The organism is Paraburkholderia pallida (genome assembly GCF_004524855.1).
Taxonomy (GTDB): Bacteria; Pseudomonadota; Gammaproteobacteria; order Burkholderiales; family Burkholderiaceae; genus Paraburkholderia; species Paraburkholderia oxyphila.
Genome location: NZ_CP038148.1, coordinates 1,616,347 through 1,630,397 on the forward strand (window position 1 = coordinate 1,616,347; position 14,051 = coordinate 1,630,397).

Below are 14,051 nucleotides of genomic sequence, written 5' to 3' on the forward strand. Positions count from 1 at the left end.
CTCTTGCGAGGCCGCGCGAGAGCACGCGGTGCGCGTGCGTCGCGTGACCTCCCGCGGCGAAACGCTCAAGCCGTAGCTGCGGGCGCGAGCGAGTCGCGATACTTCGTGAGCGCGGCGACCACGATCTCGGTAAAGCCCGCTTCCTGCGCGTCGGCATCGGCCGCCGTGCCATCGAGCGCGGCAAGCAGCGTGCGGCGCATGCGCGGCTCCCAGAACTTGCGGATGTGCTCGGCGATGCCCGTGAGCGCTTCCTCGCGATCGGGCAACGAGTCGAAGAACATGCCGATCTGGTTCGCCATCTCGATCAGGTGATCTGCTTTCATCGCGTTATTTCCCTGCTCATTTTCCTGAAGTCGTGACCGATTCGCGCTGGCTGAGCAATTCGAGCTGCGTCGAGTTGAAGCGCGAGTACTCGCGCTGCCACTCCGACGGCTGCTGCACGTGGCTCACCTGTACGGCGGTCACCTTGTACTCGGGGCAGTTGGTGGCCCAGTCCGAGGCGTCCGTGGTGATCACGTTCGCACCCGATTCGGGGAAGTGGAACGTCGTGTAGACCACGCCCGGCTGCATGCGCGTGCTGACCTTCGCGCGCAGCACCGTGTGCCCCGCGCGCGATTCGATGCCCACCCAGTCGCCTTCGCGGATGCCGCGGTCCTCCGCATCGACCGGGTGAATCTCCAGCCGGTCCTCCTCGTGCCAGCGCGAGTTCTCGGTGCGGCGCGTCTGTGCGCCCACGTTGTACTGCGAGAGGATGCGGCCCGTCGTGAGCAGCAGCGGGAAGCGCCGCGTGACCTTTTCCAGCGAGGCGATGAACTTCGTGATCACGAACTTGCCCTTGCCGCGCACGAACTCATCAATATGCATGATCGGCGTGCCTTCCGGCGCCTCTTCGTTGCAGGGCCACTGGATGCTGCCCATCTCGTCGAGCTTCTTGTACGAGACGCCGTGGAAAGTGGGCGTGAGACACGCGATCTCGTCCATGATCTGTGACGGATGCGTGTAGTTCATCTCATAGCCGAGCGCGCGCGAGAGCAGGATCGTCGCTTCCCAGTCGGCGTAGCCGGCGATCGGCGGCATCACCTTGCGTACGCGCGAGATGCGGCGCTCGGCGTTGGTGAAAGTGCCGTCCTTCTCGAGGAACGACGAGCCCGGCAGCAGCACGTGCGCGTATTTCGCCGTCTCGTTCAGGAAGATGTCCTGCACGACGATGCATTCCATCGCTGAAAGCGCCGCCGCCACGTGCTGGGTGTTCGGGTCCGACTGGACGATGTCCTCGCCCTGGCAGTAGAGGCCCATGAAGGTGCCGTCCATCGCCGCGTCGAACATGTTCGGAATGCGCAGGCCCGGCTCGCTATGCAGCGCGACGTTCCAGGCGCTCTCGAACTCGCTGCGCACGGTTGCGTCGCCCACGTGGCGGTAGCCCGGCAGCTCGTGCGGGAACGAGCCCATGTCGCACGAGCCCTGCACGTTGTTCTGGCCGCGCAGCGGATTCACGCCCACGCCTTCGCGGCCGATGTTGCCCGTCGCCATCGCGAGATTGGCGATGCCCATCACCATGGTCGAGCCCTGCGCGTGTTCCGTTACGCCGAGGCCGTAGTAGATCGCCGAGTTGCCTTGCTGCGCGTAAAGACGCGCGGCGGCGCGCACTTGCTCCGCCGGCACGCCCGTCACTTCGGCCATGGCCTCGGGCGAGTTCTCGGGCAGCGCCACGAAATCGCGCCATTGCTCGAACGCACGCGTCTCGCAGCGCTCGGCCACGAACGCCTCGTTCACGAGACCTTCGGTGACGATCACGTGCGCGAGCGAGTTGACCATCGCGACGTTGGTGCCAGGGCGCAGTTGCAGGTGATGCTCGGCCTTCACGTGCGCGGTGTCGACGATGTCGATGCGGCGCGGATCGACGACGATCAGCTTCGCGCCCTCGCGCACGCGGCGCTTCAGTCGCGAGCCGAACACGGGGTGGCCGTCGGTGGGGTTCGCACCGATCACCATGATCACATCGGAGTGATCGACCGAGGCGAAGGTCTGCGTGCCCGCCGATTCGCCGAGCGTGGTCTTCAGGCCATAGCCCGTGGGCGAGTGGCACACGCGCGCGCAGGTGTCGACGTTGTTGTTGCCGAACGCGGCGCGCACGAGCTTTTGCACGAGATACGTCTCTTCGTTCGTGCAGCGCGAGGACGTGATGCCGCCGATCGAGTCGCGGCCGTACTTGTCCTGGATGCGGCGGAACTCGCTCGCCGCGTATTTGATCGCTTCGTCCCAGCTCACTTCGCGCCACGGATCGGTGATCTTCGCGCGGATCATCGGCTTCTTGATGCGGTCCTTGTGCGTGGCGTAACCCCACGCGAAGCGGCCCTTCACGCAGGCGTGGCCTTCGTTCGCCTGGCCGTTCTTGTGCGGCACCATGCGCACGACCTCGTTGCCCTTCATCTCGGCTTTGAGCGAGCAGCCCACGCCGCAATACGCGCAGGTCGTCACGACCGAATGCTCGGCCTGGCCCAGCATCACGACGCTCTTTTCCTGCAGCGTCGCGGTCGGGCAGGCGGCCACGCACGCGCCGCACGAAACGCACTCCGATTCCATGAACGGCTCGCTCGCACCCGCTGCGACGCGCGACTCGAAGCCACGCCCGGCGATGGTCAGCGCGAAGGTGCCCTGGGTTTCCTCGCATGCGCGCACGCAGCGGTTGCAGACGATGCACTTCGACGGATCGTAGGTGAAGTACGGATTCGACTCGTCCTTCTTGTCCTTGAGGTGGTTCGCGCCGTCGAAGCCGTAGCGCACCTCGCGCAGGCCCGTCACGCCCGCCATGTCCTGCAGCTCGCAGTCGCCGTTGGCGGGGCAGGTGAGACAGTCGAGCGGGTGATCGGAGATGTAGAGCTCCATCACGTTGCGGCGCAGCTTTTGCAACGGGTTGCTTTGCGTGCGCACCTTCATGCCGGCCTCGACGGGCGTCGTGCACGAAGCGGGATAGCCGCGGCGGCCTTCGATCTCGACAAGGCACAGCCGGCACGAGCCGAACGGTTCGAGCGAGTCGGTGGCGCAGAGCTTGGGCACGTTGATGCCCGCTTCGACCGCGGCGCGCATGACGGAGGTGCCAGCGGGCACCGTCACGGCCTGGCCGTCAATCTCGAGCGTGACGTCCACATCGGCATGGCGCAGCGGCGTGCCGAAGTCGGTGTCGTCGAAAGGCGAGCGTTGCTTTATTGCTGCCGATTTACAGGCGCAATTGCCGGAGCCGCAACCGCCGGCTTGAGGCATGAGCGAGTCGGACATGGTGGAGGCTCCTCGTTCAGGCGGCCGCCGCGTCGGCGGCTGGCTGGACAGGTTCAAGACCGAAATCTTCGGGGAAATAGTTCAGTGCGGAGATCACCGGATAGGGCGTCATGCCGCCCATCGCGCAGAGCGACCCGGACACCATCGTGTCGCACAGATCGCGCAGCAGCGTGACCTGCTTCTCCGAGGTGTCGCCCTTGCGGATCTTCGCGATGACCTCGACGCCGCGCGTCGAGCCGATGCGGCACGGCGTGCACTTGCCGCACGATTCGAGCGCGCAGAACTCCATCGCATATTGGGCGAGACCGGCGAGGTCGGCGGTGTCGTCATGCACGACGAGGCCGCCGTGACCCACCACCGCGCCCACTGCGGCATACGCTTCGTAGTCCATCGGAATGTCCCACTGGCTCTCGGGCAGATAGGTGCCGAGCGGGCCGCCCACCTGCACGGCGCGCGCGGGGCGGCCGCTGGCGGTGCCGCCGCCGTAGTCGAACATCAGCTCGCGCAGCGTCACGCCGAACGCGATTTCCACGAGCCCGCCGCGCGCGATGTTGCCGGCGAGCTGGAACGGCAGGGTGCCGCGCGAGCGACCCATGCCGAAGTCCTTGTAGTACGCCGCGCCCTTCGCGAAGATGATCGGCACGGTGGCGAGCGTGATGACGTTGTTGATGACCGTCGGCTTGCCGTAGAGGCCGGCGAGCGCGGGCAGCGGCGGCTTCGCGCGCACGATGCCGCGCTTGCCTTCGAGCGATTCGAGCAGCGCCGTTTCTTCGCCGCACACATAGGCGCCTGCGCCCTTGGCCACGAACAGGTCGAAGCGCTTGCCGCTGCCGAGCACGTCGTCGCCGAGCCAGCCCTTGGCGCGCGCGCGACGGATGGCTTCCTCGAGCGCGGCGATCGAATGCGGATACTCGCTGCGCACGTAGATGTGGCCGACGGTGGCGCCCACCGTGATGCCGGCGATCGTCATGCCTTCGATCAGCACGTAGGGGTCGCTTTCCATCACGAGGCGGTCGGAGAAGGTGCCCGAGTCGCCTTCGTCTGCATTGCAGACGATGTACTTCTGATCCGCCTGGGCCTGGGCGACAGTGCGCCACTTGATGCCGGCGGGGAAGGCCGCGCCGCCGCGTCCGCGCAGGCCCGATTCGATCAGCGCTTCGCAGGCTTGGGTGCCGGTCATCGCGAGCGCATTGCGCAGGCCTTCGAGGCCGCCATGCGCGACGTAATCGTCGGTCGAGAGCGGGTCCGTGATGCCGATGCGCGCGAACGTGAGGCGCTGCTGCTTGAGCAGATACGGAATCTGCTCGACGAGGCCGACCGAGCGCGCATGCTGCGCGCCTTGCAGGAAGCCCGCGTCGAAGAGACTCGCCACGTCGGCTTCTTCGACGTTCGCATAGCCGACGCGCCCATCGGGCGTTTCGACTTCGACGAGCGGTTCGAGATACAGCAGGCCGCGCGAGCCGTTGCGCACGAGCTCGATGGCCATGCCGCGCGCGGCGGCTTCGCGCTCGATGGCGGCGGCGATGTCATCGGCGCCGAGCGCGAGTGCCGAAGAATCGCGAGGAACATAAATGCGCGTCATACGGCCTCCTCGGTACGGGCGACGGCGGCCACCGCTTTTGCCAGCAACGCGTCGAACTTTTGCGGGGTCACGCGCGCATGCAGCGTGCCGTTGATCATCATGGCGGGCGAGAGCGCGCACTGGCCGAGGCAATAAACCGACTCCAGCTCGACTTCGCCTGCGTGGTCGTGCACGTGCTCGCTCGCGTGGCCGTGCTGCTTGAAGCGGCAGCCGGTGTGCGCTTCGGCGTGCTGCGCGAGGGCTTCGCTGCCCATGCTGCGGCACGCCTCGGCACGGCACAGCTGCACGACGACGGGCGCCGGCGGCGCGGTACGGAAGTGATGGTAGTAAGTGATGACGCCGTGCACTTCGGCGCGCGAGAGGTTCAGCGCCTTCGAGAGCGGGGCGACCGCGGCGGGCGGCACGAAGCCGGCTTCGTCCTGGATCGCGTGCAGGATCGCGAGCAGCGTGCGGCCCGGCTGGGCATGGCGCCGTACGAGGTCGTCCGGCGCGCTGGTGGTTGTCTCGTCCACTGTAGAGCTCCTGCGGAGGCATATATGCGCTTGCTATTCATAAAGTGCGCATCTATGCTGGGGTTGTTTTCTTGTATGCCCGAACAATAGGCCCGTAGAAAAGCCGATGCAATAGGAGGCGAGATTTCATAATGATCAAGGTCGAGTGCCAGGCGCAACTGGTCGTGCGCGATGCGCAAGGCCGCGAGGCAAGCCTGACGGACGTCGTGCCGCTGCTCGCGCTCGTCGCTGAAGAAGGCAGCATCGCGCAGGCCGCGCAGCGTAAGGGTTTGTCCTATCGTCATGCATGGGGCCTGTTGCGCGATCTGGAGGAGCGCCTGGGCGGCGCACTGATCGCCAAGGCGCGTGGGCGCGGCTCCGTGCTCTCTGAGCTGGGCGAGGCGGTGCTGCGCTCGCAGCGTCTGTGCGGGGAGCGCCTGACCGGCAACCTCCAGGCGCTCGCGAGCGAAGTGGCGAGCGACCTCAACCGCTGGCTTGCGCCCGACAGACAGGACCTGCGCATCCACGCCTCGCACGGTTACGCGGTGGCGGCGCTGGTCACCGCGCTCGTGGCCGACCAGGTGCCGGTGGAGATCAAGTACCGCGACAGCGCCGACGCCATCACGGCGCTCGCGCGCGGCGAATGCGATCTGGCGGGCTTCCATCTGCCGCGCAGCGACTTTCGCGAAGCCTGCGCCGATGCCTACCGCAACTGGCTCGATCCGCAGCGCCACGTGCTGATCCACCTCACGCGCCGCAAGCAGGGCCTGTTCGTCGGGCGTGGCAACCCGCGCGGGATCGCCGGCCTCGCTGACCTCTCACGCGCCGACATCCGCTTCGTGAACCGGCAGCCGGGCTCGGGCACGCGCCTCCTGATCGACTTGCTGCTCACACGCGTGGGCGTCGATCCGGAGCGGGTGAACGGCTACGCCTCGTCGGAGCTCACGCATTCGGCGATCGCGGCATTCGTCGCGAGCGGGATGGCCGACGTGGGCTTTGGCGTGGAGCCGGCGGCGCATCACTTTGGCCTCGATTTCATCCCGATCGCCGACGAGGACTACTTTTTCGCCTGCGAGCGCGCACAACTGGAGCGCGAGCCTCTGGCGAGCGTGCTCCAACTGCTGCGCGGCGCGCCGTTCCGCGAGTCGGTGGCGCAACTGGAGGGCTACGATCCCGGCGAATGCGGCGCCATCGTGCCGCTCGGGGTGGGCTGGTCCGGCCAGGCGCGGGCGCGCTGACTGGCAGGTCTTTGTAATACGAAGCAATATGGCGGTCGGTTGGCGCTGCAGAGTGCGCCACTTTTTGTGATACTTTGGGCCGGTACTGGCTCCACTGTTTTGGATGCGCGTCATTCGCGCCGATCGACCATGAAATTTTTGCTTAATGTTTGTACAGCTGCCGCAGCCGCGGCTGCGCTCTTTGCAACCGTCGACATCGCTTTCGCGCAGAATTCGCCGGGCGTGCCGGGCGGCATCCTCACCGACGAATTCAAGATCAACGAGCATCCGCAAATGCCGTTCGCGGCATCGGCGCCTTCGAACAAGTATCAGAGCGGCAAGCCGTCGTCGATGCGCAAGAAGGGCGATCTGGGTGACCCGAACGGCTGTAATCTGCAGTGCCCGCAGGATAATTGATCTTCGGGATGGCTGGCGGCGCGAGAGCGCCGCATTGGTGCCTGATGCTGCAATTGACGCGCGATTAAATCCGGGCGTTAAAAAAAGAAAACTCGCGAAGCTTTTGGGCTGTCGCGAGTTTTTACTTTCTTTCAAAAAAATCTGGTGGAGCCGGCGGGAATCGAACCCGCGTCCAGAAGCAGTCCATAACCAGTTCTACATGCGTAGTTCTGTCATTTAATTTAACCGCAGCGACGCGGACGAACACGCTGCGCTACGGCGATTCACTAGATTTTCGACTCTGGCGTCGTGACGCCGACAGAGCTTAACTGACGTATATGACCTCTGGCGGTATTGCTACCGGTCTTGCGACACTAGCCCGTCAGTGAGCCAGGCAGAGGACGGCGGCCCTTAGGCTGCCAGTGCGAACGTTTCGTCGTTTGCAGTTACGTTTTTCCCATTGATTAACGAGGTGACGGGTCCTCGGCATGCCCTGATTACTTCATAACCCCTGTCGAAACCAGGTCGGCCCCGGGGAGAACACCAATTATCCCATAGTTCCGCCGATGAGGCTAACCGCGCCCGAATCAAGGGCGCGTACGTCAATACTCACGCGCGGCGAGGGCCCTGGCGTCAGGCGCGCCGGCCCACCCGCTGGAGCAGGGCGAGCAGCGATCCGGCGGCATCGGCCACGTAGTCGGCATTCCACTGTGACGGCGGTTCCACGTTGCCGCAGTAGCCATAGGCCGCGGCGATCGTCGCCATGCCGGCCGCGTGGCCAGCCTGCACGTCGCGCAGGTCGTCGCCCACGTAGACCACGCGCTGCGCCTCGATGCCGAGCGCCTGCGCCGCGTGCAGCAGCGGGGCGGGATGGGGCTTCGAGTAGGGTGTGGTGTCGCCGCTCACGACACAGGCCGCGCGCGTGTCCAGATGCATGAGCTTCACGAGCGGATCGGTCAGCCGCGCGACCTTGTTGGTGACGATGCCCCAGCGCACGCCGCGTGCGTCGAGGTCGTCGAGCACCGCGTCGATGCCCGGGAAGAGGGCCGTCTCCACGCGCAGGTTGGCCGCGTAGTTGGCGAGGAACTCTTCGCGCATGGCGGCGAACTCGCGGTCGTCGGGCCCGACGCCGAATGCGCCCCCGATCAGGCCGCGCGCGCCCGCCGAGGCGAGTGGGCGCAGCTTCTCGTAGGGCGCGGGCGCGAGGCCGCGCGCGTGACGCATCTGGTTGACCGCGGCGGCGAGGTCGGGCGCCGTGTCGGCGAGCGTGCCGTCGAAGTCGAACAGCACGGCGTCGAATGCTTCGAGCGCCGCGCTCGGGCCCCTTAGAGGCGTAGTTTCAAGCTGGGTCTGAGTCATATCGGAGGAGGCGCGCGAGTGGCTTCAGGCGTCGCGCCGGCAGGCAATCATATAGTTGACGCTGGAGTCGTTCGACAGTGCGAAGCGGCGCGTGAGCGGGTTATAGGTGATGCCCTTGATTTCGGCCGGACGCAGGCCGGCTTCGCGAGCGAAACCCGCGAGCTCGGAAGGGCGGATGAAGCGCGCGTAATCGTGCGTGCCCTTGGGCAGCATCTGCGCGATGTATTCCGCGCCGATCACGGCAAGCAGGTACGACTTCACGTTGCGGTTCAGCGTGGAGAAGAACACCCAGCCGCCCGGCTTCACGAGCGTTGCGCAGGCCTTGACCACGCTCAGCGGCTCCGGCACGTGCTCGAGCATTTCCATGCAGGTGACCACGTCGAACGAAGCGGGCTCGCGCGCCGCGATGGCTTCGGCCGCGATCTCCTCGTATTCCACCGTGATCCCGCTTTCCAGGCTGTGCAGGTCCGCGACGCCCAGCGCTTCGCTGGAGAGGTCGATGCCTTTGACGTTCGCGCCGAGGCCCGCCATCGATTCGGACAGGATGCCGCCGCCGCAGCCAATATCGAGCACGCGCTTCGCGCTCAGATGCGCATGGCTATCGATCCAGCCGAGGCGAATGGGGTTCAGTTCATGCAGCGGCTTGAATTCCGCGTTCGGGTCCCACCAGCGATGAGCGAGATCGCTGAATTTCTGCAGCTCGTGGGGATCGGCGTTGGTCATGTCGAAGAGGCCTCTGGCGCGGCAGGGCCGGTGAGAATAAGTAAGCCCCGAGTATATAGGCGGGGGCCTGCGGCGGCAAAATGGGTGGCGATGCCATCGCCCTTAATGCCGGGAAGTTGGCGGCAGGTTCGGCGGCAGATAGACGCAATTGTCTGCGTGATACGAAGCAAGCGCGAAATAAGCGGGGCGATGTGCGAATAAAAAAAGCCCCGCCGAAGCGGGGCTTTGAGACTTGCTGTCGCAGCTCGCAGATTACTGTTGCGGTTGCGCGTCGGTCTTCTGCGTGCCAACAACTTCGACTTCCACGCGACGATCCGGTGCGAGGCAGGCGATGAGTTGCTTGTGGTTCTTCTGGTTGCAGCCCGTCGTAACCGGGTTGCGCTTGCCCTTGCCTTCCGTGTACACGCGGTCGGCCGGGACGCCCTTGCTGACCAGGTACGACTTGACGGCTTGCGCACGGCGCAGCGACAGACGGTCGTTGTAAGCGTTCGAGCCGATGCGGTCGGTGTAGCCCGTTGCAACGACGACTTCGAGGTTCAGTGCCTGGATCTTGCTTGCCAGATCGTCCAGCTTTTCCTTGCCAGCCGGCTTCAGGATAGCCTTGTCGAAGTCGAACAGAGCGTCAGCCTGATACGTGATCTTCTGGCTCGTGATGGCCGGCGGCGGCGGAGCGACCGGCGGCTGCGGTGCCTGGGCGACCAGGGCGCCATCGCACTTTGCGTTGGCGGTGGCCGGCGTCCAGAAAGCATCGCGCCAGCAAAGCTCGTTCGTGCCGTTCATCCACACGTATTCGCCGGTACCATTCACCCAGTTGTCATTGACGGCTTGTCGCGACGCCGGCACCGACTGTGCCTGAGCGGATGCAGCCACAACTGCGGTAGCTGCAATGAACGCGAGCTTTGAAAGTTTATTCATATTTCTCCTCTCGAAATTGAGATTACCGCAGGTTTACTGCGAGCCATATGACGAAGACTAGTCATACATTGCTCGAAGTATAACATTGGCGAGTTGTGAGACACGTCTTGTGTAGACTTCGAGCGGTGTCTAACTTTGTGCGTTGGCATTTTGCCATATCGTTCCCGTCCGACGATAAAAAAAATCCGCCCCTTTCATTGACGCTCGCCGAATGTGGTACACCCGCAACAAAAAGTTCCCACTCGATCTCCTGGTAGTGTGCCTGGTTGATCGAGGAGTGCAAGGAGACTTTTAGCGGGAGCTGCGCCGCGTCACCCGAACGGTGTCCGGACCTCGTTGGCGCACGATATTTGCCGGCGCGTGCGGATCCCTTCGAAGCGCTTTGCGCCGTTTTGAGCCGCTCGGGCTCGCCCCACTAATAGGTATACGCACGCGGCCTCCTGGAGGCGGGCAGGGGCCCCGCGCATGATAGAATCATAAGATTGCGCTGCGTCTGCGGCGTCCATGCGACAGCAGGGCGCGTTGCGCGGCTGGTCCGGCTTGCAGGCTAGCCGGACCAGCCGCGCAACGCGCCCGACAACGACATCGATAATGGATCAATTCGCCAAAGAGACTCTGCCTATCTCCCTCGAGGAGGAAATGCGCCGCTCGTATCTCGATTACGCGATGAGCGTGATCGTCGGGCGGGCGCTTCCGGATGTGCGTGACGGCTTGAAGCCCGTGCATCGGCGCGTGCTGTACGCGATGCACGAGTTGAACAACGACTGGAACCGCGCTTACAAGAAGTCGGCGCGTATCGTCGGCGACGTGATCGGTAAATACCACCCGCACGGCGACACGGCTGTATACGACACCATCGTCCGGATGGCGCAGGACTTCTCGCTGCGCTACATGCTGGTCGACGGCCAGGGCAATTTCGGCTCGATCGACGGCGACAACGCCGCGGCCATGCGTTACACCGAAATCCGCATGGCGAAGATCGGCCACGAGCTGCTCGCCGACATCGACAAGGAAACCGTCGACTTCGGGCCGAACTACGACGGCAGCGAAAGCGAGCCGCAGATCCTGCCCGCGCGCATCCCGAACCTGCTCATCAACGGTTCGTCGGGCATCGCGGTCGGCATGGCCACGAATATTCCGCCGCACAATCTCAACGAAGTGGTCGATGCTTGTCAGCACCTGCTGAAGAATCCGCAAGCCACCATCGATGAATTGATCGAAATCATCCCGGCGCCGGATTTCCCGACCGCCGGCATCATCTATGGCGTCGCCGGCGTGCGCGACGGCTATCGCACCGGGCGCGGGCGCGTCGTGATGCGCGCGGCCACGCACTTCGAGGAGATCGATCGCGGCCAGCGCATGGCGATCATCGTCGACGAGCTGCCGTATCAGGTGAACAAGCGTTCGCTGCTGGAGCGCATCGCCGAGCTCGTCAACGAAAAGAAGCTTGAAGGCATTTCTGACATTCGTGACGAGTCCGACAAGAGCGGCATGCGTGTCGTGATCGAGCTCAAGCGCGGCGAAGTGCCCGAGGTCATCCTCAACAATCTGTATAAGGCGACGCAGCTGCAGGACACGTTCGGCATGAACATGGTCGCGCTGGTGGACAACCAGCCGAAGCTGCTGAACCTGAAGGAAATGCTCGAGCATTTCCTGTCGCACCGCCGCGAAGTGCTCACGCGGCGCACGGTATACGAACTGCGCAAGGCGCGCGAACGCGGCCACGTGCTCGAAGGCCTCGCGGTCGCGCTCGCGAACATCGACGACTTCATCGCCATCATCAAGGCCGCGCCTACGCCGCCGATCGCGAAGCAGGAGTTGATGAACCGTCCTTGGGATTCGTCGCTCGTGCGCGAGATGCTCACGCGCGCGGAGCAGGAGAACGCCTCCGCCGGCGGCCGCGAAGCGTATCGTCCGGAAGGTCTGAACCCGCAATACGGCATGCAGGCAGACGGCCTCTACCGTCTGTCCGATACGCAGGCGCAGGAAATCCTGCAAATGCGTCTGCAGCGCCTGACGGGTCTGGAGCAGGACAAGATCATTGGCGAGTACCGCGAAGTCATGGCGCAAATCGCCGACCTGCTCGACATCCTTGCGCGCCCCGAGCGCGTAACGACCATGATCTCCGACGAACTCACCTCGATCAAGAGCGAATTCGGCGATGCCCGCCGCTCGAAGATCGAGATGAACGCGACCGAGCTGAACACCGAAGACCTGATCACGCCGCAGGACATGGTGGTGACCATGTCGCACGCGGGTTACGTGAAATCGCAGCCGTTGTCCGAATATCGCGCCCAGAAGCGCGGAGGTCGCGGCAAGCAGGCGACCTCGATGAAGGACGACGACTGGATCGATACGCTCTTCATCGCCAACACGCACGACCATATCCTCTGCTTCTCGAACCGCGGCCGCGTGTACTGGGTGAAGGTCTATGAAGTGCCGCAGGGCTCGCGCAACTCGCGCGGCCGTCCGATCGTCAACATGTTCCCGCTCCAGGACGGCGAGAAGATCACCGTCGTGCTGCCGGTGAAGGAGTTCTCGGCGGACAAGTTCGTGTTTATGGCGACAGCCCTCGGTACGGTCAAGAAGACGCCGCTCGAAGCATTCAGCCGCCCGTTGCGCAAGGGTATTATTGCGGTCGGCCTCGACGACGGCGACTATCTGATCGGCGCGGCCATCACGGACGGCGAGCATGACGTGATGCTGTTCTCGGACGCGGGCAAGGCGGTGCGCTTCGACGAAAACGACGTGCGCCCGATGGGCCGCGAAGCGCGCGGCGTGCGTGGCATGCAGCTCGAAGACAGCCAGCAGGTCATCGCGCTCCTCGTGGCCGGCGACGAGCAGCAGTCGGTGCTCACCGCAACGGAGAACGGCTATGGCAAGCGCACGCCGATCACCGAGTACACGCGCCACGGCCGCGGCACGAAGGGCATGATCGCGATCCAGACCTCGGAGCGTAACGGCAAGGTGGTGGCGGCAACGCTCGTCGACTCCGAAGCCCAGATCATGTTGATCACGACCACGGGTGTGCTGATCCGCACGCGTGTCTCGGAGATCCGCGAAATGGGCCGTGCAACGCAAGGTGTTACACTCATCAGCCTCGACGAAGGCACGAAGCTTTCGGGTCTGCAGCAGGTCGCGGAGGCCGATGCCGAAGGCGATATCGCCGAAGGCGAGGGTGAAAGCGAGGAGTAATCTTCGCGCAGGTTGATGTGGCCCGGCGGCCCGCGTGAGCGGGCCGCTTCGTGTCAGGAATGCCGTGGGCAATACGAGTGGCCAACGGTGCTGAATGGTGCCGGGCGGATCGCTGGATCGGGCGGCGGGCGTGCAGGACGCACCCCGGAGCGCCCCACGGTTCGCGCGGCAGGCAGTTCGATTATTTTCTCAGAGGGAGTAATGATGCAAAAACGATTCAAGCAGGTAATGTTGCTGGCCGCTCTCGTGCCGACGTTCGCAATGGCTCAGGCGCTTCAAAACCAGGCGCCCGCCATGGCGCCGGCCCCGGCTGCTGCCGCAGCACCGATCGATCCGGCCAAGCAAGCCGCGATCAAGGACCTGCTGGACGCGATCGATGCGCAGAAGCTCGTCGGCGCAATCGGCAACAGCGCGCAAATGCAGGCGAAGCAGCTCGTCCCGGCGATCCTGTCGGACGCACTGTCGGAAAACAAGACGATGACGGACAAGCAGAAGCAGGCTTCCGTCCCGACGCTGCAGAAGAACGCCGTGCCGAAGCTGGTTGACTCGGCAGGCCAGGTCTTCACGACCCCCTCTTTCCAGCAAGACGCAATGCAAGCTCAGTACGACGCTTACGCGAAGTACTACAGCACGCAGGAAATCAAGGACCTGACCACGTTCTACCGCAGCCCGACCGGCCGCAAGTTCATCCAGGTTCAAGACCAGGTGGGCCGCGACGTCGTCAATGGCCTGATGCAGAAGTACATGCCGCAGTCGATCAAGGCGACGCGCGACCAGGCCGACAAGGAAGTCGCTTCGGTCAAGCCGACCAAGTAAGCATCGTCCGCGGCACCTCGTTCAGCTCAGTCTTTCGCGCGCCTCGCGGCGCATAAAGGCGGGCCAGATCGGGGTGCATCG

The 14,051-nt window shown here is 64.5% G+C and carries 11 protein-coding genes and 1 other RNA gene; 4 read left to right on the forward strand and 8 right to left on the reverse strand.

The window, feature by feature from the left end:
- Positions 1-65 precede the first annotated feature (65 nt).
- From E1956_RS07325 to E1956_RS07340, 4 genes are read right to left on the reverse strand one after another with little or no spacing between them, the layout of a single operon-like run.
- On the reverse strand, positions 66-323 hold the full coding sequence (locus tag E1956_RS07325) for a formate dehydrogenase subunit delta (RefSeq protein ID WP_134748016.1): 258 nt from the start codon (positions 321-323) through the stop codon (positions 66-68).
- A 16-nt stretch (positions 324-339) separates the two neighbouring features.
- Entirely contained in the window at positions 340-3,276 is a 2,937-nt protein-coding gene (gene fdhF, locus E1956_RS07330) for a formate dehydrogenase subunit alpha (protein WP_134748017.1), read from the reverse strand.
- Positions 3,277-3,292: 16 nt separating this feature from the next.
- The gene (locus tag E1956_RS07335; RefSeq protein WP_134748018.1) at positions 3,293-4,858 is read right to left on the reverse strand and encodes a formate dehydrogenase beta subunit; all 1,566 of its coding nucleotides are present in this window, start codon (positions 4,856-4,858) and stop codon (positions 3,293-3,295) included.
- Complete coding sequence (locus E1956_RS07340; protein ID WP_134748019.1) at positions 4,855-5,370, reverse strand: NAD(P)H-dependent oxidoreductase subunit E; 516 nt, start codon at positions 5,368-5,370, stop codon at positions 4,855-4,857. The genes E1956_RS07335 and E1956_RS07340 overlap by 4 nt, the downstream gene beginning before the upstream one ends.
- Positions 5,371-5,501: 131 nt before the next feature.
- Here E1956_RS07340 and E1956_RS07345 point away from each other — a divergent pair, with 131 nt between their 5' ends.
- Together E1956_RS07345 and E1956_RS07350 are read left to right on the forward strand one after the other, a co-directional pair.
- Positions 5,502-6,587 (forward strand): substrate-binding domain-containing protein, encoded by a 1,086-nt coding sequence (locus tag E1956_RS07345; RefSeq protein WP_134748020.1) that lies wholly within the window; start codon positions 5,502-5,504, stop codon positions 6,585-6,587.
- Positions 6,588-6,716: 129 nt separating this feature from the next.
- Positions 6,717-6,983, forward strand: a complete 267-nt coding sequence (locus E1956_RS07350; RefSeq protein WP_134750422.1) for a hypothetical protein — start codon at positions 6,717-6,719, stop codon at positions 6,981-6,983.
- A gap of 142 nt (positions 6,984-7,125) precedes the next feature.
- On the opposite strand, the gene ssrA is transcribed toward E1956_RS07350, so the two are convergent.
- The 4 genes from ssrA to ompA all read right to left on the reverse strand — a co-directional run bounded on the left by ssrA (position 7,126) and on the right by ompA (position 9,959).
- Positions 7,126-7,495, reverse strand: a transfer-messenger RNA (tmRNA) gene (gene ssrA, locus E1956_RS07355).
- Positions 7,496-7,595: 100 nt separating this feature from the next.
- Positions 7,596-8,321 (reverse strand): phosphoglycolate phosphatase, encoded by a 726-nt coding sequence (gene gph / locus E1956_RS07360; protein WP_134748021.1) that lies wholly within the window; start codon positions 8,319-8,321, stop codon positions 7,596-7,598.
- Positions 8,322-8,345: 24 nt separating this feature from the next.
- Positions 8,346-9,044, reverse strand: coding sequence for a bifunctional 2-polyprenyl-6-hydroxyphenol methylase/3-demethylubiquinol 3-O-methyltransferase UbiG (gene ubiG, locus E1956_RS07365; protein WP_134748022.1), 699 nt, complete (start codon positions 9,042-9,044; stop codon positions 8,346-8,348).
- Between the two features lie 252 nt (positions 9,045-9,296).
- Positions 9,297-9,959: an outer membrane protein OmpA gene (gene ompA, locus E1956_RS07370; protein ID WP_134748023.1), complete on the reverse strand. Its 663-nt coding sequence runs from the start codon at positions 9,957-9,959 to the stop codon at positions 9,297-9,299.
- Between the two features lie 591 nt (positions 9,960-10,550).
- On the opposite strand from ompA, the gene gyrA reads away from it, so the two are divergent.
- The gene (gene gyrA, locus E1956_RS07375; RefSeq protein ID WP_134748024.1) at positions 10,551-13,154 is read left to right on the forward strand and encodes a DNA gyrase subunit A; all 2,604 of its coding nucleotides are present in this window, start codon (positions 10,551-10,553) and stop codon (positions 13,152-13,154) included.
- A 204-nt stretch (positions 13,155-13,358) separates the two neighbouring features.
- Positions 13,359-13,970: a DUF2059 domain-containing protein gene (locus tag E1956_RS07380; RefSeq protein WP_134750424.1), complete on the forward strand. Its 612-nt coding sequence runs from the start codon at positions 13,359-13,361 to the stop codon at positions 13,968-13,970.
- Positions 13,971-14,051 lie beyond the last annotated feature (81 nt).